At 67.4% G+C, this 22,379-nt stretch carries 21 protein-coding genes; 12 read left to right on the top strand and 9 right to left on the bottom strand.

Features of this window, described 5'->3' with window-relative positions:
* Positions 1-90 precede the first annotated feature (90 nt).
* The gene (locus AC1DEY_RS03385; protein ID WP_476866746.1) at positions 91-861 is read right to left on the bottom strand and encodes an AMIN-like domain-containing (lipo)protein; all 771 of its coding nucleotides are present in this window, start codon (positions 859-861) and stop codon (positions 91-93) included.
* 191 nt (positions 862-1,052) lie between these two features.
* Here AC1DEY_RS03385 and AC1DEY_RS03380 point away from each other — a divergent pair, with 191 nt between their 5' ends.
* Positions 1,053-1,925, top strand: a complete 873-nt coding sequence (locus AC1DEY_RS03380) for a universal stress protein (protein ID WP_441407744.1) — start codon at positions 1,053-1,055, stop codon at positions 1,923-1,925.
* Here the strand turns inward: AC1DEY_RS03380 and AC1DEY_RS03375 are convergent.
* The 4 genes from AC1DEY_RS03375 to rarD form a co-directional block, all read right to left on the bottom strand.
* Positions 1,922-2,836, bottom strand: a complete 915-nt coding sequence (locus AC1DEY_RS03375; RefSeq protein WP_476866745.1) for a class I SAM-dependent methyltransferase — start codon at positions 2,834-2,836, stop codon at positions 1,922-1,924. The two genes, AC1DEY_RS03380 and AC1DEY_RS03375, sit on opposite strands and share 4 nt — an antisense overlap.
* Positions 2,833-4,371: a putative bifunctional diguanylate cyclase/phosphodiesterase gene (locus AC1DEY_RS03370; RefSeq protein WP_476866744.1), complete on the bottom strand. Its 1,539-nt coding sequence runs from the start codon at positions 4,369-4,371 to the stop codon at positions 2,833-2,835. The genes AC1DEY_RS03375 and AC1DEY_RS03370 overlap by 4 nt, the downstream gene beginning before the upstream one ends.
* Positions 4,358-4,762, bottom strand: coding sequence for a DUF7793 family protein (locus AC1DEY_RS03365; RefSeq protein ID WP_476866743.1), 405 nt, complete (start codon positions 4,760-4,762; stop codon positions 4,358-4,360). The genes AC1DEY_RS03370 and AC1DEY_RS03365 overlap by 14 nt, the downstream gene beginning before the upstream one ends.
* A 93-nt stretch (positions 4,763-4,855) precedes the next feature.
* Positions 4,856-5,890: an EamA family transporter RarD gene (rarD, locus tag AC1DEY_RS03360; RefSeq protein WP_476866821.1), complete on the bottom strand. Its 1,035-nt coding sequence runs from the start codon at positions 5,888-5,890 to the stop codon at positions 4,856-4,858.
* Positions 5,891-6,010: 120 nt separating this feature from the next.
* Here rarD and AC1DEY_RS03355 point away from each other — a divergent pair, with 120 nt between their 5' ends.
* From AC1DEY_RS03355 to AC1DEY_RS03315, 9 genes are all read left to right on the top strand, one after another.
* Entirely contained in the window at positions 6,011-7,447 is a 1,437-nt protein-coding gene (locus tag AC1DEY_RS03355) for an FAD-dependent oxidoreductase (RefSeq protein ID WP_476866742.1), read from the top strand.
* A 77-nt stretch (positions 7,448-7,524) separates the two neighbouring features.
* The gene (locus AC1DEY_RS03350) at positions 7,525-8,295 is read left to right on the top strand and encodes an ion transporter (RefSeq protein ID WP_476866741.1); all 771 of its coding nucleotides are present in this window, start codon (positions 7,525-7,527) and stop codon (positions 8,293-8,295) included.
* A 247-nt stretch (positions 8,296-8,542) separates the two neighbouring features.
* Positions 8,543-9,994 (top strand): amidase, encoded by a 1,452-nt coding sequence (locus tag AC1DEY_RS03345; protein ID WP_476866740.1) that lies wholly within the window; start codon positions 8,543-8,545, stop codon positions 9,992-9,994.
* Between the two features lie 36 nt (positions 9,995-10,030).
* Positions 10,031-10,321, top strand: coding sequence for a hypothetical protein (locus tag AC1DEY_RS03340; RefSeq protein WP_476866739.1), 291 nt, complete (start codon positions 10,031-10,033; stop codon positions 10,319-10,321).
* 113 nt (positions 10,322-10,434) lie between these two features.
* Entirely contained in the window at positions 10,435-11,814 is a 1,380-nt protein-coding gene (locus AC1DEY_RS03335; protein ID WP_476866738.1) for a GAF domain-containing protein, read from the top strand.
* A gap of 146 nt (positions 11,815-11,960) precedes the next feature.
* Complete coding sequence (gene exaC, locus AC1DEY_RS03330) at positions 11,961-13,484, top strand: acetaldehyde dehydrogenase ExaC (protein ID WP_441407754.1); 1,524 nt, start codon at positions 11,961-11,963, stop codon at positions 13,482-13,484.
* 137 nt (positions 13,485-13,621) lie between these two features.
* Entirely contained in the window at positions 13,622-14,029 is a 408-nt protein-coding gene (locus AC1DEY_RS03325) for a DUF779 domain-containing protein (protein ID WP_476866737.1), read from the top strand.
* 174 nt (positions 14,030-14,203) lie between these two features.
* On the top strand, positions 14,204-15,772 hold the full coding sequence (locus AC1DEY_RS03320; RefSeq protein WP_476866736.1) for an amino acid permease: 1,569 nt from the start codon (positions 14,204-14,206) through the stop codon (positions 15,770-15,772).
* A 193-nt stretch (positions 15,773-15,965) separates the two neighbouring features.
* A complete protein-coding gene (locus AC1DEY_RS03315) occupies positions 15,966-16,571 on the top strand; it encodes a TetR/AcrR family transcriptional regulator (RefSeq protein ID WP_476866735.1) in 606 nt (201 codons plus the stop codon).
* 45 nt (positions 16,572-16,616) lie between these two features.
* On the opposite strand, the gene AC1DEY_RS03310 is transcribed toward AC1DEY_RS03315, so the two are convergent.
* From AC1DEY_RS03310 to AC1DEY_RS03300, 3 genes are all read right to left on the bottom strand, one after another.
* Positions 16,617-17,252 (bottom strand): DUF2461 domain-containing protein, encoded by a 636-nt coding sequence (locus AC1DEY_RS03310; protein WP_476866734.1) that lies wholly within the window; start codon positions 17,250-17,252, stop codon positions 16,617-16,619.
* Positions 17,253-17,390: 138 nt separating this feature from the next.
* Positions 17,391-18,890, bottom strand: coding sequence for a catalase (locus AC1DEY_RS03305; RefSeq protein ID WP_476866733.1), 1,500 nt, complete (start codon positions 18,888-18,890; stop codon positions 17,391-17,393).
* A 22-nt stretch (positions 18,891-18,912) separates the two neighbouring features.
* Positions 18,913-19,380 carry a Fur family transcriptional regulator gene (locus tag AC1DEY_RS03300; RefSeq protein WP_441407760.1) on the bottom strand — a complete coding sequence of 156 codons (468 nt, stop codon included), beginning with the start codon at positions 19,378-19,380 and terminating at the stop codon, positions 18,913-18,915.
* A gap of 101 nt (positions 19,381-19,481) precedes the next feature.
* Here AC1DEY_RS03300 and AC1DEY_RS03295 point away from each other — a divergent pair, with 101 nt between their 5' ends.
* Together AC1DEY_RS03295 and htpX are read left to right on the top strand one after the other, a co-directional pair.
* Positions 19,482-20,753, top strand: coding sequence for an MFS transporter (locus AC1DEY_RS03295; protein WP_476866732.1), 1,272 nt, complete (start codon positions 19,482-19,484; stop codon positions 20,751-20,753).
* 68 nt (positions 20,754-20,821) lie between these two features.
* Complete coding sequence (htpX, locus tag AC1DEY_RS03290) at positions 20,822-21,691, top strand: zinc metalloprotease HtpX (protein ID WP_476866731.1); 870 nt, start codon at positions 20,822-20,824, stop codon at positions 21,689-21,691.
* A 146-nt stretch (positions 21,692-21,837) separates the two neighbouring features.
* Here htpX and AC1DEY_RS03285 read toward each other — a convergent pair whose 3' ends face one another.
* A complete protein-coding gene (locus tag AC1DEY_RS03285) occupies positions 21,838-22,329 on the bottom strand; it encodes a YajQ family cyclic di-GMP-binding protein (protein WP_018773569.1) in 492 nt (163 codons plus the stop codon).
* Positions 22,330-22,379: the final 50 nt, after the last annotated feature.

Genomic DNA, 22,379 nt, shown 5'->3' with positions numbered 1-22,379 from the left:
AGGAGCCGCGGACACACCGTCCGCGGCTCCTGCGTTGTCTTATTTGGTCCCGCGTCTTCCGGCCCTGGCCCCGGGCTGGAATCTGCGGCGCTATTTCCAGGCCGACGAGTCCAGCTGGATCGCCACCACGTACAGGTGCTGGCCCTGCTCGATCTTTTCCACCTCAGAGACGCGAACCTTCGTCTCCGGGACCGTGTTCATCTGACGGCCGACGCCGATTCCGTAGCTCAGCACGCCCTCGAAGTCCCCGGCCGGCGCGTAGCTGGTGAGCGCCTGGTATCCGATTGCCGGTGGCGGCGCGCTGGTCACGGTGCTGGCCGTGCCGTCCGCAGTGTGCGACTGGGCGCCCCGGAACGTTACCTCCAGGATGGTGCCCGTACCGGGCATCGGAATGGGCAGGCCGCTGCCGTCGGCGACGAGTTCGGGGACCACTTCGAGGTCGTAGCTGGGGAATCCGCCGGAGAACCGGAAGCTCAGCTGGTCATACGGCGGGGTGTCGGAGGGGTGCTGGCCCGCGCCGATCGCGTAGAGGGCTGGCAACGGGGACGCCGGCGGAGGCGCGATAGGCACCGGGTTCTGGTGGTCCGTGTGGATCGGTGTGGTCGGCCCGGGCACCGACCAGTCGTGGGCGACCGTCGAGGAAATCACCTTGTCGCCAGGTTGCGGCGGTGCCGTTTCGTCAGCGTCGCCGGTCGGCAACGGCCTCGCGGTGGCCGTGGTTGTCGGGGACTGCGACGGCGGCGGGCTGCCGGCCGCGGGCTGCGGGGCCGGCGTCGTGCAGGCGGTCAGGACCACCAGGAGCGCCAGGGTTCCCAGCCCCGCTGTCCGCGACCCGGTCCTGCGGTTGCGGATGGCGTTCATGGTCCTCTCCCCTCGACCATCCCAGCGTAGGCGCGGAAGATTGTGCTGCTCAGGGCCATTGGTCACCACCTTTCGGGGGGCTGCTGGACTAGAGTCATCCATATCCACTGCAGGAACGCAGACCGGCCGACGTCGCCCGGAACCCCCGGGGCGCAGCTGGCATCTGCCACAGACCCATAAGGGGTTCATACATGCGATACGTAGTCGGCTATACCCCCACCGAACGCGGCGCGGACGCCGTTGCCCTGGCGTCGGCCATGGCCCGGGCGCAGGGAGCGCATCTTGACCTGGTCTATGTGGTGGACCGGCACACGCCCTATGTGGCGATGAATCCGGAAGGCAGCCGGGTCAGCACCGCCGAGCAGCAGGTTATCTCCGCGGAACGCCAGGGAATGGAACTGGTCCCCGAGGGACTGGAGGCACACTTCCACGTCCGCCAGGCGGAATCCTTCGCCGCAGGCCTTATCGACGCCGCCCTCGAATACCGGGCCGGCCTGATCGTGGTGGGGGCAGCAAGCAACGGGCTCTTCAAGCGGCACACCGTGGGCAGCGTGGCCAGCGCCCTCCTGCACGCCGCCCCGGTCCCGGTGGCACTGGCGCCGCGCGGTTACCGCCGGACCGAGGCCGTCACGCGGCTGACCCTCGCCGTGGGCCAACGCGTCGGAGCGGAGGCAGCGATCGACGTCGCGATTGAATCCGCCCAACGCCGCGGAGTGCCGCTTCGGCTGGTTTCCCTGGTGGAACTCGACGTGGAGGGCGACGGCGGGGAAAACGTCAACGCCGCCCACATCCACGCCAACACCGTCCTGGCAGCGGCCGCTCAGCGTCTGCCCGAAGGCCACCACGCCAGCGTGGAGGTGGCCCACGGCCGCTCGATCGAGGAAGCAATCGACGACCTGGAATGGGACGACGGCGAGGTCATGATCGTGGGGTCCTCCCGCCTGGCGGAGAAGTACAAGCTGTTCATCGGCAGCACTGCCAACAAGGTGCTGCGGGCACTCCCCGTCCCGATGGTCGTGGTTCCGCGCGACTACCAGCGGGTGGACACCTTCCCGGAGGTCTAGGTCCCGGAGGCCTGGGGCCGCGGCGCAAGGACCGCCCAGTACGCCGGAATGCTGCCGGGCGGTCCGCCGGGTTCCATCGGCACTGTCCTCAGGACGGTGGAGCCCTCAGCGATGAGGCTCCACCGGTCAGCGGGGAACACCCGCGCGCGCTGCCCGGCGCCGAAATGGCCCGGTTTTGGCAGGGCGGAAATGGCTTGGCGGAGAGGTCCCGGGATCTGCCCGCCCGTGGCGCCGAGGCCCCTGAGGTAACTTAGCGCGCCGCCCGGGACGTTCGTCTCGACGAGGTAGACCCGTCCCCGGGCGCCGAGGAGGGCTTCGATGGAGCCCGCCAGGCGGGCCTGCCGTCGCCGGCCCAGGACGTGGAACACACCGCGCACAAAGACGTTGGCGTCGCCGAGTTCGCGGGCCAGCGCCGCCGCTGCGGCCGGCCGCGTGGCATCCAGGCTCCGAAAACTGAGGCCGGGGATGTCCGGGTGCGCGGATTGTGCTGCCGCCACGGCCCCGGGGGAGACGTCCACGCCCAGGACCGCGGGGAAGATTTCGGTGAGCCGCCGGGTGATGGCGCCGTTCCCGCAGCCGAGATCGATCACCGGAAGGCCGGTGTCCATTGTGCCGGCCATCGTCTGCAGATGGTGCCGGACCTCCTCGTTGCCGTCGCCGGGGGCCGCATCCCAGATGATCGCTTCCGTGAGGGATCCCTGAGACACGCCGTGCCAGAAGGCGTCCCAGCGCCGGTCCGGGCGCCGCGGACTGTGCAGGGACAGGGCGGCGACCCTGGCCGCGAGCCGGATTGTGTCCGCAGCCCTGCCTATGGCGTTCCCGGTTATGCCCGTCCCGTGCGCGCCCGACCCGTGCGCGCCTGACTTCTCGGTGCCTGACTTCTGGACGCCCGTCTTCTCGGTTCCGCTCACGCGACGGCGCCGTCCCGGTGCGCCAGCAGATCCGTCATACCCTCGACGGGCAGCGGACGGCTGAAGAAGTATCCCTGGCCGAATTCGCAGTTCAGCTGCCGGAGCCTGTTCGCCTGCTCACTGTCCTCGATGCCCTCGGCGACGGCACCGAGGCCGGCCGAATGGATCAGTTGCAGGATGGCCGCGACGAAGGTCTCCTGTTGCCGGTCGGTGGTCAGCCCGTCGAGCAGGGACTTGTCGATTTTGGCCTGCGTGACAGGCAGCGTGCGCAGGTAGCTGATGGACGAATAGCCTGTGCCGAAGTCGTCAATCTCGATCCGGACGCCGAGGTCATTGAGCGATTTCATCGTGGCTGCCACTTCCGGACCGCCGCGCATGATCGCGGTTTCGGTGATTTCGATGGAGACATTGCGGGGTTCGACGCCGTGCCGGGCCAACAGGGTTTCGACGTAGGGGGCCAGGTCGACGTGGTGCAGGTCCGCCGGTGAGAGGTTGATGTGCGTGCTGAAGCCCGCCGGAAGCCCGGGTTCGGACTTCCATCTGCCGGTTTGGGCGATGGCGTTCCGGAGCACCCAGTGCCCGATTTCCACCGTGAGCCCAGCCTCGTCGGCGGCGTCGAGGAAGGTATCGGGCGCCAGCAGGCCCAGGGCGGGGTGCCGCCAGCGGATCAGGGCCTCGGCGCCGGCGATGGTGCCGGTGCGCAGATCCATGATGGGCTGGTATTCCAGTTCGAGCTGGTCCGTAGCGAGCGCTGTCCGCAGTTCCGCCACCTGGTGGACCCGCTGCTTGGCGGCCTCGTGCATCGCCGCGGAAAACACCAGAAGGGTGTCGCGGCCACGTTTCTTGGCCTCGTGCATGGCGATGTCGGCATCCCGGATAAACTCCTCGCTGCGCAGGCCAGGTTCCCCCAGCCGGACCCCGGTGCCGGCCGTGAGGGCGATCGCGACGCCGCCGGCGACGATTCTGGCCTTCAGCGATTCGCCGAGCCGGGCCGCGATCTGCAGCACGGCCTCCGGATCCTGGTCCGCCACGAGCACGGCGAACTCATCGCCGCTCAGGCGTGCGATCAGGTGGCCGGGCCCGGCCGCAGCGCTCAACCGCAGCGCCGCCTCCCGCAGCACGGCGTCCCCCGCGCCGTGGCCGAGGCTGTCGTTGATGAGCCGGAAGGAGTCGAGGTCCAGCAGGATGAGGGCCGGCTGGTGTCCGGCGCCGGTCTGGGCTCCGGCTACGGCCTCGGCCGCTTTTTCCTGCAGCAGCGAGCGGCTGGCCAGTCCGGTCAGCTCATCGGTATTGATGACGCGCCGGAGTTCGGCCTTGGCCGCTTCCAGCAGCGCGGTCCGTTCGGCGACCCGGACCTCCAGGTCTTCGTACATGCTTTGGAGTTCTTCGGCCAGCAGGTTGATGCCGGTCGTTACGGCGTCAATGCCGTCCCGTGCCGGGGACACCGGCAGGCGGTTCGACAGATCGCCCGAGGACAGTACGACGATGCCGTCCACGAGTTCCTCGAGGCGGCGGTCATCATCATTCCCCGTCATGGCCCTGCGAGGTCAGCCAGCGGACCGCCTCATCGCCGTTGGTGAAAAAGCGTGTCGGAACCGGCGCGGAATTGACGCCCAGGAAGAAGTTGGCCAGCACCCGGTCCACGGCGGAGGAGCCAAGGAGCGCGATGGCCGAGGCGTCGCAGCGCTTGGCGAACACGGCCCGGGCGGCCCGGCTGACGGACTGCGTGGTGGCCATGTCGATCAGCAGCGGCGTGGGCCGGCCGCCGCACAGTTCATTGACCCGGTCCATGGCCAGCTGTGCGTTGGGCGCATCAATCACGACGTCCCGGGCCCACTCCAGGCGCAAGATGCCGCTGTTGTCGAAGTCCAGGGACGAGATATCCCGTCCGCCTGGAGTTCCACGATCCTCTACTGGCACCAGCAATCCTCAATTCCGCCCCAAAGTGTCCATTCATGATGACACTAGTGCACGGCGGGCGTGGTGTGCAGGACGCCGGCCGGCGGAGTTGGGTACCGCCTACGCGGCGGCGCGGGCCCGTTTCCGGGTCACGGAGTTCTTCCGGGCAGTGAGCAGCATGTCCACGGTCAAGATCAGCAGGGCCAGCCAGACCACGCCGAAGCCGATCCAGCGGTCAAGTGTCATAGCTTCCTTGAACACGACGAGCGCCACGATGAACTGCAGGACGGGTGCGAAGTACTGCAGCAGGCCAATCGTGGTCATCGGCAGCCGGCGGGCGGAGGCGCCGAAGAACAGCAGCGGCACTGCGGTGATGACGCCCGATGCCACCAAGAGCCAAAAATGCCCGGCACCGTTGGAGGCCAGGCTTGCCGCCCCGCTGACCGCGAGGACGATCATGGTGGCCGCAGCCACCGGGGCCAGCACGATCGTCTCCACCGTGAGGCTGGTGATGGCGTCCGCTCGCGGGCCAACGCGTTTCTTGACGAATCCGTACAGGCCGAAGCTGAACGCCAGCGTCAGGGCGATCCAGGGGAGCTTGCCGTAGGAGACTGTCAGCACTCCCACGGCGATGAAGCCGATTGCGACGGCGGCCCACTGCAGCGGCCGCAGCTTCTCCTTCAGGACAAAGACCCCCAGCAGGACCGAGACCAGCGGGTTGATGAAGTAGCCCAGGGAAGCCTCGACGGCCTGGCCGGTGGTCACGCCGTAGGTATACGTCAGCCAGTTCACCGCGATCAGCGCCGCGGCGATGGCCAGCGGGCCGATCACCGTCCGGTTCCGGAACGCGGCGCCGAGCACCCGCCAGGACCGGGTGACGGTGATCAGCAGGATGCAGAAAATCAGCGACCAGACCACCCGGTTCGCCACGATTTCGACCGCGCCGGCCGGATGCAGGACGTAGAAGTACAGGGGCAGCAGCCCCCAGAGCCCGTAGGCGCCGATGCCGAACAGGATCCCCGCCGTCGTGTCCTTGTCTACCGGTGCCGGTCCCGCCGGCCGGACGGGGCCGGGGCCTGCGGCAGCGGCGGGGACGGGCGGCGCCGTCAGCGGGGCGGGGGAGAAGGATCCTTCGGGATTAGGCACAAGACCAATAACACCATCTGCGCTGCGCCTATTCCTGCCAATTGGGCGCAGGCGAGCCGGCGACATTTAGAATAGGGGCCTGTGCGCTGTATCTACTGGCGCTGTCCCTAAGGATCAGAAGGGCTCCCGGTGTCCAACTCGGCCGAATCCACATCCACCCGTCCCCTCCGCGTCGCGATTGTTGGCGCCGGTCCGGCCGGCGTCTACGCCGCGGACATCCTGACGAAGTCCAATGAGGTCAAGGACGGCGACTTCCAGGTCAGCATCGATCTCTTCGAGGCCTACCCGGCCCCGTACGGCCTGATCCGCTACGGCGTGGCCCCCGACCATCCGCGGATCAAGGGAATCGTCAACGCGCTGCACAAGGTCCTGGACCGCGGCGACATCCGGTTCCTCGGCAACGTCACGTACGGCCGGGACCTGACGCTCCATGACTTCCGCGCCTTCTACGACGCCGTCATCTTCTCCACCGGAGCCATCAAGGACGCGGACCTGGACATTCCCGGGATCGGCCTGGAGGGTTCCTTCGGCGGGGCAGACTTCGTCTCCTGGTACGACGGCCACCCGGACGTGCCGCGGGAGTGGCCGCTGGAGGCCAAGGAGATTGCCGTGATCGGCAACGGCAACGTGGCCCTGGATGTGGCCCGCATGCTGGTCAAGCACGCCGATGAACTCCTGGTCACCGAAATCCCGGACAACGTCTACCGGGCGCTGAAGGATTCCCCGGTCACCGACGTCCACGTCTTTGGCCGCCGCGGTCCGGCCCAGGTGAAGTTCACGCCGCTGGAGCTGCGCGAACTCAGCCACGCCAAGGACGTGGACATCGTCCTGTATCCGGAGGACTTCGAGTTCGACGAGGCCTCGGACGAGGCGATCCGCAGCAACAACCAGATCCGGACCATGGTCAACACCCTGACCAACTGGCTCGTCGAGGAGCACGCCGAGGCGGAGGAACCGTCCTCGCGCCGGCTGCACCTGCATTTCCTGCACAGCCCGGTGGAGGTATACGACGACGCCGCGAACCCCGGCAAGGTCGCGGGCGTCAAGTTCGAACGCATGCAGCTGGATGGCACCGGAAACGTCAAGGGCAGCGGAGAGTTCCTGGACTACCCCGTCCAGGCCGTCTACCGTGCGATCGGCTACCACGGCTCGCCGCTGGATGAGCTGGAATACGATGCCCGCCGCGGCGTTGTCCCCAACGAAGGCGGCCGCGTGCTCGACGCCGAGGGAAACGCCGTCCCCGGGATCTACGCGACCGGCTGGATCAAGCGCGGGCCCGTCGGGCTGATCGGCCACACCAAGGGCGACGCCCTGGAGACCATCGGCTTCCTGCTGGAGGACCGGCTGACGCTGCCCCCGGCGCAGAACCCGGACCCGCAGGCCATCATCGACCTGCTTCAGGAGCGCGGCATCGAGTACACCACGTGGGAAGGGTGGATCAAGCTCGATGCCCACGAGCTCGCCCTCGGCGCAGAGTGGTCCGCGGCGGAGTCCGCGAAGGGGATCGAACGGGAGCGCATCAAGGTGGTGCCGCGCGAGGACATGATCGAGATTTCCCGAGGCTAGGCATGCCGCCACCTTCCGCCGTGTGATGGCTGGAAAAAAGTGTCGGCACACAGACGCCTGCGTGCCAGAATCCTCACATGACCAAGGAACGCAGTGAACTGAAGAGCACCGGATACGAGATCTTCATCGGTATCCTCTCGATCCTGTCGATCGTCAACCTCGTGCTCCTGTATGTCGTGCAGGACGCGTCGCTCGATACCGTGCTCACCGTGATGAACGCCATCTTCAGCGTGATCTTCCTCGCCGACTTCCTCTACCGGATCTTCACAGCGCCCTCGGCGGGTGCCTATTTCTTCAAGCACTTCGGCTGGGCCGACCTGTTGGCCAGCGTGCCGGTTGCCCAATTCAAGATCCTGCGGATCTTCCGGCTGATCCGGGTGTACCGCCTGCTCCGCGAGGTCGGCGTCGGGACGATCCGCCGCGCGCTGATGAAAGACCGGGCCGGCAGCTCCCTGTACGTCCTGCTGCTCATGGGCATTTTGGTCCTGGAATTCGGAAGCTTTACGATGCTCCGCGTCGAGCAATACGCCCCAGGGGCCAACATCACCAGCGCCTCGGACGCCATCTGGTACACGATCGTCACGATCTCGACAGTTGGCTACGGCGACCAGTACCCGGTCACCGATCTGGGCCGTGCCATCGGGTCGGGCATCATCGTCCTCGGCGTCGGTATCTTCGGCACGTTCACTGGTTACCTGGCCAACTTCTTCCTGGCGCCCAAGGCTCCCGCGCCGCCCGTCGATGCGGCCGACACAGGTACGGCGACGGTGGAGGGACTCCGCCTGCGCCTGGATGCATCCGAAGCCAAGCTCACCGAAATCAGAAAGCTGCTCGTCGAGCCGATGTAGTGGCCGAACCAACCCAGTGAACGCCTGGTCCCTCCGGGATCCTGCCGCGGGCTCGATCCCTTCGAGGCACCTGAGGGGTCCCGAAGGGACCCGGCAAGGCCTGTCCCCGCCAGGGGTCCGGACGTAGAATCTTCACGGACACCGACGCTCGCGGCGGGCACCGGGCCGCCGCGATTCCCGCGCATAGTCCCGCGCCGTTCATGCCGTGCCGTTGGTCCCGCCCAGTTAGTCGCTTCGGGAGGTTGCCGTGGACGAACAACTCCGCTGGATGGATGCCACCGAACAGGCGAACCTGGTCCGCTCCGGCCAGGTCAGCGCCGCCGAACTCCTCGCTGAGGCGCGGGAGCGCGTCAGGGAAATCAACCCCGCCGTGAACGCGGTGATTGCCGAGCTGGACGGCAACTCCCCGGTTACCGGCAGTCCGGACGACGGCGCAGCGGCCGTGGCGGCCGATGACCTCCCTTTTCCCGGCGTGCCGTTCCTCGTCAAGGACCTTGCCCTGGAAATCGCCGGGACACCGTTCTCCGAAGGCTCCCGCTGGCTCGCCGGCAACGTCTCACAGCGCGAYCAGGAGCTCGCGAGCCGCTTCCGCCGGGCCGGGCTGGCCATCATCGGCAAGACCAATACGTGCGAGTTCGGCCTCAGCCCCCACTGCGAACCGCTGCTGTACGGAGCCACGCGCAACCCCTGGGACCTGTCCCGGTCCACGAGCGGATCGAGCGGCGGGTCGGCCGCCGCCGTGGCAGCCGGGATCGTCCCGATGGCCCATGGCAACGACTTCGGCGGGTCGCTGCGCTATCCGGCGGCATGGTGCGGGCTTTTCGCCCTCAAACCGACCCGGGGACGGGTGCCAATGGGTCCGGAATACGGTGATGTGGTCGGCGGCCTCGCGGCCGAATTTGCCCTGACCCGGACAGTGCGCGACGCCGCGGCGCTGCTGGACGCCGTCGCCGGCCCGGCTCGCGGGGACCCCTACTGGGCACCGCCGCAGCAGCGCCCGTACGTGGCCGAAACCGCGACGCCGCCGGGACGGCTGCGGATCGCCGCCACGGCCACGCCCAACAGCGGCCAGAGCGTCCATCCCGACTACCTTCGGACCTTCGACGCCACCGTGGAGTTGCTGGGCAGCTTGGGCCACGACGTCGAAGAGGCGCACCCCGAGCCCCTTGACCAGGCCGGGCACCGGGCCATCCGTGCGGTCTACGCCGCCGCAGCCGCCTGGATCGAGGGGTACTGGACACGGCGGTTGGGCCGCGGGCCGGATCCTGGCGAGCTGGAACCGCACACGGAGGTCCTGTTCGGGCGCGGCCGGAAGGTCAGTGCCGGAGACTACCTTCAGGGCGTGGARGAACTGCAGCGGTTCAGCCGCCGGGTAGCCGGCTTTTTTCGGGTCTACGATCTCTGGCTGACGCCGACGGTGGGTTGGCCGCCGGTGCCGCTGGGCACCCTGACGCCGACGGCGGAGGACCCCGTCCGCGGGGAACGGGAGGCCGGCCGCTTCCTGATGTTCGACGGCGAGTACGCCAACATCACGGGCGGCCCGGCCATGTCCGTCCCCCTGGGCGCCGATTCGGCGGGACTTCCCGTGGGCATGTCCTTCCTCGCCGGCTTCGGCGCCGAAGCGACCCTCTTCCGGCTCGCCGCCCAGCTGGAACAGGCCAGGCCGTGGGCCGGACGGCATCCCGTGGTGCCTGTATAGCGATATCGCGCAGCGTAGTCGATGTGAAGGAGAGCGATGATGTATTTGGGAATGTACAGCTTCCGCGGTGACCCGGCAGAGCTTCTGGCCGGCCACGACCGCATGCTGGCCCTCTTGCCGGCCGGCCAGTTGGACGTACACCTGTGCGTGCAAACGGAGGCGGGCATCGCCGTCCTGGACACTTGCCCTAACCGGGAGATCTTTGACCGGTTCAGCAGCGGCCGGGAATTCCAGGAGCTGCTCACGGCCGCCGGCCTGCCGCATCCCGATATCCGGCACCTGGGCGAGGTCAAGAGCTACGTCCTGCCGCCGGGAGCCGGCGCCTGAGCCGCCCGCAGGCTTGTACAGGCCGGTGCGTTTCCAAACTCCCCGGGCGGAACTAGACTGGGCCGGACGAGGCGGCCTTCGGCACGCCGTCGAGCCCGTCCGGTGGGAGTTCAATGAGGAATCTGGTCCATCCGGCAGCGCTGTTCCCGCCAGCTGGCGGGGTCACAGCAGCGCTGCGGCAGCAGCATGCCAGCGCCGGGCACGAGGAACTGGACTCGCGTGGACTCGTTTCCCCGGAGGCGCTCCAACTGCCCGGACTCAGCAGCCTGATCCAGGAGTCGTGGCGGCGGTCAGCCCAACTGCACGCCAACCCTGACAACCCCGAGGCGCCGCTGGCCCTGGACCGCGAAGAACTCGAAGAATACCGCCGGCAGCACCCGCTGGCCGCCATCATGCCCGTGATCCATAAGCTCCTGGTCCTGCCCAGCCATGACAGCGGCATGCTGGTAGCCGTGGGGGACGAGGTCGGCAGGCTGCTCTGGGTGGAAGGCGACGCCGAACTGCAGCGCCGGGCGGAAGGCATGATGTTCGTCCCCGGCGCCGACTGGTCCGAGGCGACAGTCGGCACAAGCGCCCCCGGCACCGCCCTGGCCCTAGGCCGGGGAATCCAGATCTCCGGCGCCGAGCACTACAAGCGCTCGGTGCATCCGTGGAGCTGCACGGCTGTGCCCTTCCACGATCCCGATTCCGGCGCGCTGCTGGGGGTCGTGGACATCACCGGCACCGAGTCGGCCGTGGCCCCGCACACGCTGTCGCTCGTTGAGGCCACAGTCGCCGCGGCCCAGGCCCACCTGCGGGTGGAACGGCTGCAGCTGGCCGCCGCCCGCGAGTCCTCGCCGTCCCGGCGGCGCAGCTCGGCGCCCAGACCGTCCGGGGCGCCGGCCGCCAACAGCCTCTACCGCGACAGCCTCCAGCTGCTCGGCCGCGACCAGGCCCTGCTCAGCATCGACGGCCGCACCGTTGCACTGTCCGCCCGGCACAGCGAGATCCTGGCGCTGCTCAGCACGCACCCCGCAGGGCTGAACGCAGAGGAACTCTGCGCCCTCCTGTACCCGGGGGACGCCTCCACCATGACGCTGCGCGCGGAGATGGTGCGGCTGCGCAAGGTACTCCACCAGCTCAACCCCGGCGCCGTCCCGGAGTCACGCCCCTACCGCCTGCCGCTGGACCTCGTTCCCGACGCCGGACAGGTGCTGGACTGCCTGCAGCGCGGCGCCCACCGGATAGCGCTGGAACTCTACCGCGGCGCCGTGCTGCCACGCTCCGAAGCGCCCGGCATCGTGGAGTTGCGGGGCAGGGTCTCCGCGCTGATGCGCGAGGCCCTGCTGACGGACGGCAGCGCCGAATCGCTCCTGAAGTACGCTGCGCTGCCCGAGGCAAAGGACGACGTCGAGGTCCGGATCGCCGCGCTGAAGCTGCTGGCGCCCCGCTCGCCCAAGCGCGCCGCCGTCGTCGCCGATCTGGAACGGCTGGACAAGGAACTGAGCGCCTGACCCCGGCGCGGGAAGCCAGGACGCCCGACAGGTGACCTGGCTCACTTAGGTTGCAACCTGATTGCAACCTATGCGCGCCTACGCTGGGTGCAACGGGGGCCGGAAGCGCCTTGCTGCCCCCCTCTTGCACAGCAAAGGAGCTAGCAATGACTGTTTACGCCCAGCCCGGTACCGAGGGCTCGAAGGTCACCTTCAAGGACCGCTACGAAAACTGGATCGGCGGCGAATGGGTTGCCCCGGTCAAGGGACAGTACTTCGAGAACATCACCCCGGTGACCGGCAAGGCGTTCTGCGAGGTGGCCCGCGGCACCGCCGAGGACATCGAGCTGGCACTGGACGCCGCCCACAAGATCGCACCGTCCTGGGGCAAGACCTCCGTGGCCGAGCGCGCCGCGATCCTGAACAAAATCGCCGACCGGATCGATGAGAACACCGAGATGCTAGCCGTCGCCGAGTCCTGGGACAACGGCAAGCCGATCCGCGAAACCCTCAACGCCGATATTCCGCTCGCCGCCGACCACTTCCGCTACTTCGCCTCCGCAGTGCGCGCCCAGGAGGGCCGGCTGTCCCAGCTCGACGACGACACCACCGCCTACCACTACCACGAGCCCCTCGGCGTCGTGGGCCAGATCATCCCCTGGAACTTCCCGATCCTCATGGCCGTCTGGAAGCTCGCCCCGGCCCTGGCCGCCGGCAACGCCGTCGTCCTCAAGCCGGCCGAGCAGACGCCGTCCTCGATTCTGGTGCTGATGGAACTCATCGGAGACCTCCTGCCCGCCGGCGTGGTCAACGTGGTCAACGGCTTCGGCGTCGAGGCCGGCAAGCCGCTGGCCTCCAGCTCACGGATCCGCAAGATCGCGTTCACCGGTGAAACCACCACAGGACGGCTGATCAGCCAGTACGCCAGCCAGAACCTGATTCCGGTCACCCTGGAACTCGGCGGCAAGAGCCCGAACATCTTCTTCAACGACGTCGCCGACACCAGCGACGCGTTCTACGACAAGGCCCAGGAGGGCTTCACGCTCTTCGCCTTCAACCAGGGCGAGGTCTGCACCTGCCCGTCCCGGGCCCTGGTCCAGGACGGCATCTACGATTCCTTCATGGCCGACGCCATCGCCCGGGTGGAGAAGATCATCCAGGGCAACCCGCTGGATACTGAGACACAGCTCGGCGCCCAGGCCTCCAACGACCAGCTGGAGAAGATCCTCTCCTACATCGACATCGGCAAGCAGGAGGGCGCCAAGCTGCTCACCGGCGGCGCGCGCGCCGAACTGCCCGGTGACCTTGCCGGCGGCTACTACGTGCAGCCCACCGTGTTCGAGGGCCACAACAAGATGCGGATCTTCCAGGAGGAGATCTTCGGCCCCGTGGTGTCCGTGACCCGCTTCAGTGACTACAACGACGCCATGGGGATCGCCAACGACACCCTGTACGGCCTCGGCGCCGGCGTCTGGTCCCGCAACGGCAACGTCGCCTACCGTGCCGGCCGCGAGATCCAGGCCGGCCGCGTGTGGGTCAACAACTACCACGCCTACCCGGCCGGCGCGGCGTTCGGCGGGTACAAGTCCTCCGGCATCGGCCGCGAGAACCACTCGATGATGCTGGACCACTACCAGCAGACCAAGAACCTCCTGGTCAGCTACAACGAGAACAAGCTCGGCTTCTTTTAAGCCGCATTGACCCGGGCGGGGCGGATCGGCAGTGATCCGCCCCGCCCGCACCATTTCCCGCCAGCCCCGATTTCCGCCCGCCCCGACTTCCGCCAGCCCCGACTTCCGCCCCACCGACTTCTGAGGGAGTACTTCCCATGTCCCAGGCCAGGCTCGACGCCGCCATCACCCGCAACGGCGAGGACTTCTCCCGCGTGGCGCTCACCCCCGAGTCCGTCGAGTTGCTGCGAAAGCTCTGGGCACTGCACGGTCCACTGATGTTTCACCAGTCAGGTGGCTGCTGCGACGGCTCCTCGCCGATGTGCTACCCGGCAGGGGAGTTCATCACGGGGGACTCCGACGTCCAGCTGGGCCTGTTCGACATCTCCGACGGGTTGCAGCCCCAACCGCTGGAATTCTGGATGTCGCGGGAGCAGTTCAACTATTGGAGCCACACTCACCTGACCGTCGACGTCGTTCCTGGCCGGGGGAGCGGGTTCTCGGTGGAAGCGCCGGAAGGCAAGCGATTCCTGATCCGCTCGACGCTGATGGACTGGCCCGTCTAAGGCTCATCCGTGGCCCGTCTGAGGCTGATCAGGGTGGGATTTGAGGCTGCTCCGCGGCCGCTCCCACTCGCTGCAGCGTCTCACTATGTGGGACAAATCTGGCCGTCCAGTGGATGGACACTACGATAGATAGGTCTGTTTCCAAACCTGTTATCGAGATTGCGGACTTTCCTAATGAATCTTTTCCGGACCAAATCCATCGAGCAGTCCATGTCTGACGCCGATGAACCCGGACGTAAGCTGAAACGCTCGCTCAGCACGTGGGACCTCATGATCATGGGGGTCGCCGTTGCCGTGGGCGCCGGGATCTTTTCGGTCGGCGCCAAGGCCGCCGCGAATTTCGCCGGCCCCGCCGTGACCATCTCCTTCCTCGTGGCCGCCGTCACCTGCGCGCTCGCCATCATGTGCTACGCCGAGTTCGCGACAGCCATCCCTGTGGCAGGCTCCGCCTACGTCTTCACCTACGCCACCATGGGCGAGATCCTGGCGTGGATCATCGGCTGGAACCTGATCCTCGAACTCTTCACGGCCGGCGCCGTGATCGCGAAGTACTGGGGCATCTACCTCAGCAAGGTCTTCGCGCTCATGGGCGTGGACATTCCGCCGTCGATCTCCCTGGGCGGCATCGACCTCTACTGGGGCGCCTTCCTGATCGTTGCGATCTTCACCGTGCTGCTGGTCCTCGGAACCAAGCTCTCTGCCCGCGTGGGCAACATCTTCACGCTCATCAAGATTGCCGTGGTCCTGTTCGTGATCGTGGTCGGCTTCACGTACATGAAGGTCGAGAACTACGCCCCGTTCGTCCCGGCGTCCGAGCCGACCGGAGGCACCGGAACCGCGGATGTCCTCAAGCAGTCCTTCTTTGGCTTCCTGACCGGTGCGGCCCCCGCCCAGTACGGAACCCTCGGAATCTTCGCCGGCGCGGCCCTGGTCTTCTTCGCCTTCATCGGCTTCGACGTCGTCGCCACTTCGGCCGAAGAGGTCAAGAACCCGCAGAAGACGCTGCCCCGCGGCATCTTCGGTGGCCTGGCGATCGTCACGGTGCTGTACATCCTGGTGTCGCTGGCACTGACCGGCATGGTTTCCTACACGCAGCTGGCCGAGGCCAAGAACCCGACGCTCACCACCGCGTTCGAGGCCGTCGGCAATACCGACGCCGCCAAGATCATTGCCTTTGGCTCCCTTGTGGGCCTCACCACCGTCATCATGGTGCTGCTCATGGGCCTCTCGCGCGTGGTCCTGGCCATGAGCCGCGACGGCCTGCTTCCGCGTTCGCTGTCCAAGACCAGCACGGTGCGTGCGACGCCGGCCCGCCTCCAGATCATTTGCGGCGCCGCAGTGGCCCTCGTGGCCGGACTGACCAACGTGGACCTGCTGGAGGAAATGATCAACATCGGCACGCTCTCCGCCTTCGTGATGGTGAGCCTGGGCATCCTGGTGCTCCGCAAGAAGCGCCCCGACCTGAAGCCGGCCTTCCGCGTCCCGTTCGGCAAGGTGCTCCCTGTCGTCTCGGCTGTGCTGTGCCTGTACCTGATGACCAACCTCGCCGTGGAAACCTGGATCTTCTTCGCGATCTGGCTGGTTATCGGCATCGCGATCTACTTCGCCTACGGCCAGCGTCACTCCCGGCTGAACGAAAAGTTCGCGGAGGCACGGGCCTCAGTGAATGGCCCCGGTCAGGGAAGCGCCGCCACGACGGCCGGACCGGCTGCCATGGATGACGAGGACGCGCTCACCCGCTGACCGCACTGCCGGTTCCCGATCGGGACCGTCGGGTTCTGGGATGTCCAAGTCGCCGGAGCCGTGCGAAGTCGCTGGAAATTTCCGGGGGCCTGGCACGGCTCCGGCGATTTCGGCGTTGTCCGGGAAGGAGCCGGCGCGGGTTGGCCTCCGGCTGCGGACGCGGGAGGGGCGGGCTGCTCCCTAAGATGGAGGCATGGCCCGCCCCGCACGACCGGAACGCAAAACAGAGTTGTTGTCCGCGATTCTCGATTACCTGATGGACAAGTCGCTGGCGGAGCTCACGTTCCGGAGCCTCGCCGACGGGCTGGGCGTCAGCAGTTACGTCCTGGTGTACCACTTCGGCCACCGGGAACAGCTGATCAACGAGATCATCCGCGGTATCGAATCCCGGCTGGACAGCATTCGTGCCACGGACGTCCGGGACATCGACAGGGACGCGTGGCGTGCCTTCCTCCTTGAGTCCTGGCAGTGGACCATGGCGCAGCGCAACCGGCACCTGGCCCGGCTTGAATTTGAGGCCACAGCGCAGGACGTGGTGGCGGCGGKACCGCGCGGCACCGCCCAGGAGCACTTCCGGATGCTGCACGAGAAGTCCCGGGACTGGCTCGTCCTCCAGGGCATCCAGCCCGAGTTTGCCGACACGGACGCCCGCCTGTTCACCGCCGCCTTCTATGGGCTGCAGTTCGATTTCGTCGTCAACAACCAGCCCGAGGAAGCCAGCGAGGCCTTTGAGCTGATGATGCTGGTCTTCTTCAACAACCTCGACAGGCGCCTGGCCACCGACGGCCAGCACATCTGATTCGCAGGAAGCGGCTGATGCCTAGGGAGCGGCGCAGCTGACCCTTCAGGGAGCGGCGTAGCGGCCCTCCCATTCCACAAGGGGACGCAATTCCTCCCAGCGCTGTGCCACTTCCTCCACCGCGCCGGGGCCGGCAAGCCAGTCCGGCTGGCCCACGTTGACCCCGGCCGTGAGCGATTTGTGCTTGAGCAGCTCCGCCCTGGGATGGTCCTTGTCGAAGCCCCGCGGCACCGTCTTGAGGCGTTCGCCCTCCACCGCGAACCCTGCTGCCTCGACTTTGCGCACGATCTCCCTCAGGGCCTCGCCGCTGGCGGGATCATCCACCGCACCGCGAAAGCGCGCCAGCTGGGCCGGGGTGTAGGTGTGGCAGCCGCCGCCGATGAGCAGGCCGTCGGCGCTGAGCTGGATATAGAAGCCCAAGCCCTCTTCCAGCTCGGCGAAGGCGCCCTGGGCGGTCTTGTAGGGCGACTTGTCCGGCGAGAACCGGACGTCCCGGTTGGGGCGGAAGATCTTGGCCGGGCCGAAGCGTGGCTCCAGCTCGGCCAGCAGCTGGGTGAGCGGGCCTTTCACGGCAGCGTCGTAGACCGGCTTGTGCTCCAGCCACCAGTCGCGGTTGTTGTTCTGTTCAAGATCTGCGTAGAACCGGAAGGCGTCATCCGGAATGCCTGCAAATGCGGTCATGCCCAAATCCTACGGATCCGCTGTCCGTGGAGGCGAGGGGCACGCGCACGCATGTGGATAACGCACAACGCCCCGCCACGGAGATCCGTGGCGGGGCGTTCACCGTCGAGCTGACGGCGCAGGTCGACTCAACCGGGACTAGACCTTGTTGGCGGCCTCGGCGTCGGACTCAAACTGCCCGGCACCCAGGTTGGCGCGCAGCTTGGCGCCGAAGTCGGCGTCGACGTTGGTCCAGTACGCGATGGCGCGTTCCTTGATGTCGGCGCTCTTCACGCCGCCGACGGCGCCGGTGACGGTCTCCAGCAGGCGGGCCTTCTCGCCGTCGTTGTAGACCTCGCGGTACAGCGCGCCGGCCTGGCCGAAGTCGCTGTCCTCGGCGTGCAGGGAGTGCGCGGAGAGCGTGAGCTCGCCGTCGTTCTCCCAGCCGCCGCCGGCAACGGCGGGCTCCACGGCAGCGGGGCCGGCGACGGAGTTCGGTGCGTAGACCGGAACGGACGGAGCGTTGAAGTGGAAGCGTCCGGCGCCGTCCTGGCTGTAGTTGTTGACCTGGCTCTGCGGTGCATTCACCGGGAGCTGGGCGTGGTTGGTGCCAACGCGGTAGCGGTGTGCGTCCGCGTAGGAGAAGATGCGGGCCTGCAGCATCTTGTCCGGGGAAGCGGCGATGCCCGGCACGAAGTTCGACGGCGCGAAGGTGGCCTGTTCGATCTGCGCGAAGTAGTTCTCCGGGTTCTTGTTCAGCTCCATGGTGCCGACCTTGATCAGCGGGTAGTCCGCGTGCGGCCACACCTTGGTCAGGTCGAAGGGGTTGAAGCGGTAGGTCTTGGCGTCCTCGTACGGCATGACCTGCACGTGCAGGTCCCAGGACGGGAAGTTACCGGCGGCGATGTTCTCCTGCAGGTCGCGGATGTAGAAGTCCGCGTCCGAGCCGGCCAGTGCCTCGGCCTCATCGCCCGTCATGGACTTGACGCCCTGGTTGGACTTGAAGTGGTACTTGACCCAGAAGCGCTCGCCCTCGGCGTTGATCCACTGGTACGTGTGCGAGCCGTAGCCCTGCATCTCACGCCAGGAGGCCGGCAGGCCGCGGTCGCCCATGAGCCAGGTGACCTGGTGGGCGGACTCGGGGGAGAGGGTCCAGAAGTCCCACTGCATGTCGGCGTCGCGCAGGTGGGTGCCCGGGAGGCGCTTCTGGGAGTGGATGAAGTCCGGGAACTTGATGCCGTCGCGGATGAAGAAGACCGGGGTGTTGTTGCCGACGAGGTCGTAGTTGCCCTCGGTGGTGTAGAACTTCACGGCGAAACCGCGGGGGTCGCGCCAGGTATCGGGGGAACCGTTCTCGCCGGCGACCGAGGAGAAACGGATGAGCATGTCCGTCTCAGCACCGGGCTGCAGGAACGCGGCCTTGGTGTACTTCGAGACGTCCTCGGTGGCCTTGAAGGTGCCGAATGCGCCGCCGCCCTTGGCGTGCACGACGCGCTCCGGGACGCGCTCGCGGTTGAACTGCGCGAGCTTCTCGATCAGGTAGTGATCGGTCAGGATGATCGCGCCGTCGGCACCGACGGACTTGGAGTGGGCGTCGGAAGTGACGGGAGCGCCGGACTGTGTCGTGGACACTGCGGGCGCAGAGATGTTCTCGGTCATCGTTCTCCTTTGGTTGGATTTCTTAGTTTCGTTCGGAAGGAAGCTGTTGGGTGCGCTGACAGTCCTGGCAGATGCCCTGGTACAGCACATCCGCGATCTGGATGGTCATCGGCTTGGCGTCCGCGTCCCAGTGCGGGGTCAGGCAGGGCGCATGGCCCACGGCGCATTCGACGTCCTCCACGCGGCCGCAGCTGATGCACACTGCGTGGTGGTGGTTGTCTCCGACCCGGGTCTCGTACAGCGCGGGGGAGTGCGGGGGTTCGAACCGGCGCAGCATGTGCAGGTCGGTGAGGTCCCCCAGGACCACATAGACGGACTGGGCGGTCAGGTCCGGCAATTCCTGCCGGGCGGCGGCAAGGATTGCCTCGGCGGGGGAATGCGGGTGATGTTCGACGGCGGCCAGCACGGCCAGGCGCTGCTTGGTCACCCGGCGGCCGTGGGCACGCAGGGCGGCTGCCCATGCATCGTGGGTGCCCGAGGAATCCGTCATACCCTCATTGAAGCACTTATTATGACTGTCTCACAATAAGGCAGGGCTAAGAATGTCCGTCCGTGTCACAGCCCGTCCCCGGCCGCCGCTAGAGTTGCCCGGTGGAGAATCTTCTGGCGGACATCACCCCCGTGCGCGAAAGTCCCGCCTTCCGCCGCCTGTGGCTGGGCTCAGCCGTCTCCGCGCTCGGCAGCCAGCTAACACTGGTGGCCGTCAGCCTCGAGGTCTACCGGCTGACCCAGGACAGCCTCTACGTCGGGCTGCTGAGCATCTTCGCCCTCGTCCCCCTGATCTTCGGCGGCCTCCTGGGCGGCTCGATCGCGGACGCCCACGACCGCCGCACCGTGGCCCTGCTGGCCTCGTCCGTGCTGTGGCTGAGCACCGCCGCGCTGGCCCTCCAGGCATGGCTGCAGGTGGGCAATGTGTGGCTGCTGTACGCGATCGTGGCGGTGCAGAGTGGAGCCCAGGCCATCAACCAGCCGGCCCGCAGCGCTATCATCCCCGCCCTGGTGCGCAAGGAACTGCTTCCGGCCGCCAACGCCCTGAGCATGATGACCTTCGGCCTGACCATGACGGCCGGTCCGCTGCTGGCCGGCGTGCTCGTGGCGTGGATCGGATTCGGCTGGACCTACACGATCGACCTCGTCACCTTCGCCTTCGCTTTCTGGGCGCTACTCAAGCTGCCGCCCATGCCTCCCGGGCAGCATGCCAAGCCGGCCGGACTGCGTTCGGTGCTCGAGGGCTTCCGATTCCTTGGCACCCGGCCCAACGTCCGCATGACCTTCGTGATCGACCTCGTGGCCATGATCTTTGCCCAGCCGCGGGCCTTGCTGCCCGCCATCGCTGCACTCATGATCGGCGGCGGCGAGGCAACCGTTGGCATCCTGCTGGCCTCCACGGCCGTGGGTGCCTTCCTGGCCGGATTGTTCTCCGGGCCGCTGGGCGGTGTCCGCCGCCAGGGGACCGCCGTCGTGTGGTCCGTGATGGGCTGGGGCGCCTCAATCGCGGCGCTCGGCCTGGTGGTGGTCCTCGCCGGTCAGTCCGGCGGCGGTGGCGCGACGGTGTGGCTGCTGCCCGCGGCCCTGTGCTGTGCACTCGCCGGGATCGCGGATTCCGTCAGCGCCGTCTTCCGGACCACCATCCTGCAGGCCTCCACCCCGGACCACCTGCGCGGGCGCCTGCAGGGCGTGTTCGTGGTGGTCGTCGCGGGCGGGCCCCGGATCGGAGACATGCTGGCCGGCGGCGCGACTAAACTTTTGAACGAGGGATGGGTCCTGCTGCTCGGCGGGGTGTTGTGCATTGCCGTGGCCTGGACGCTGGCCCGCCGACAGTCCGGATTCCTGCAGTATGACGCGCGGAACCCGGTACCGTAGCGGTTCGTTTTTATGGGTACGTATCGAGGTTCGCGACATCCGGAAATACAGGGCATATAGGAGGACCAGTGCACCAGCATCACAACGGACTGAAAACCGCGGCCCTGTTCGGAGTCCTGTGGGCAGTCCTGCTGGGCCTCGGGGTGTTCATCGCCGCCGGGACGCGCAGTGCCGCGCCCATCGTGATCATGGCCCTGATCGGCGTCGCCACCACGGCCTACGGCTACTGGAACAGCGACAAGATCGCCATCCGGTCCATGCAGGCCTACCCCGTCACGGAGGCCGAGGCGCCCCAGCTGTACCAGATCGTCCGCGAGCTCTCCGCCCGGGCCAACCAGCCGATGCCACGGATCTACGTCTCGCCCACCATGGCGCCCAACGCCTTCGCCACCGGCCGGAGCCCGAAGACCGCGGCAGTGTGCTGCACCGAGGGCATCCTGAGGCTTCTGGACGCCCGCGAACTGCGCGGCGTGCTTGGCCATGAGCTGATGCACGTCTACAACCGGGACATCCTGACCGCGTCGGTGGCCGCCGCCGTCGCCGGCGTCATCACCTCGGTGGGGCAGATGATGCTGCTGTTCGGCGGCGGGGACCGCCGCAACGGCAACCCGTTCGCCGCGATCGCCATGGCCCTGCTGGCCCCGTTCGCCGCCTCCCTGATCCAGATGGCCATCTCGCGCACACGGGAGTACGACGCCGACGAGGACGGATCCTCGCTCACCGGCGATCCGCTGGCGCTCGCCTCCGCCCTGCGCAAGATCGAGCAGGGTGTCCAGCTGGAGCCGCTGCCCCAGGACCAGCGGCTCGTCAACGCCTCGCACCTGATGATCGCCAACCCCTTCCGCGGGGCGGGCGTGGCCAAGCTGTTCTCCACCCACCCGCCGATGGCCGAGCGGATCGGCCGGCTGGAGCGGATGGCGGGCCGTCCGCTCAGCTAGAACGCTCACGGCTTGGCTGGCGCCGGGCGGCTTGGCTGGCGACGCGGCATTTGCTCCGCGACACGCAAAAGGGACGGCGACACCGGAATTCCGGTGTCGCCGTCCCTTTTGCGCGTCGCGAGGAAGCGTCCGCAGCGGACGGGCCGCTAGCTGCGGAAGTTCACAAACTGCAGGTCGGCCTCGTCGAAGCCCTTGAGCAGGTTCATGGTCTCCTGGAGGTCATCGCGGGATTTTGACGTCACCCGGAGTTCGTCCCCCTGGATCTGGGACTTGACGGACTTGGGGGCCTCGTCCCGGATCAGCTTGTTGATCTTCTTGGCAAGGTCCTGGGCAATGCCCTCCTTGATGGAGGCCTCGAGCCGGAACTCCTTGCCGGAGGCGTAGGGCTCGCCGGTGTCGAGGGACTTCAGCGAGATGCCGCGGCGGATGAGCTTGGACTGCAGCACGTCMAGSACSGCCAGSACSCGCTCCTCGGAGTTGGCCTTCATGAGGATCTTCTCGCCGCTGAAATCAACCTCGGCGCCGACGCCCTTGAAATCGTAGCGCTGCGCAATTTCCTTCTGCGCCTGGTTCAGCGCGTTGGCGACTTCCTGCTTGTCTACCTTGCTGACGACGTCGAACGTGGATTCGCCTGCCATGACTGTCCTCCTGGTGGTTGCCGGGGGCCTCAGGTGAGGCCGGGATCTCT

It is taken from the genome of Arthrobacter sp. 05T47, assembly GCF_056395825.1.
The sequence above is the reverse complement of the archived record's forward strand: the minus strand, read 5'-3'. Positions and strand labels throughout refer to the sequence as shown.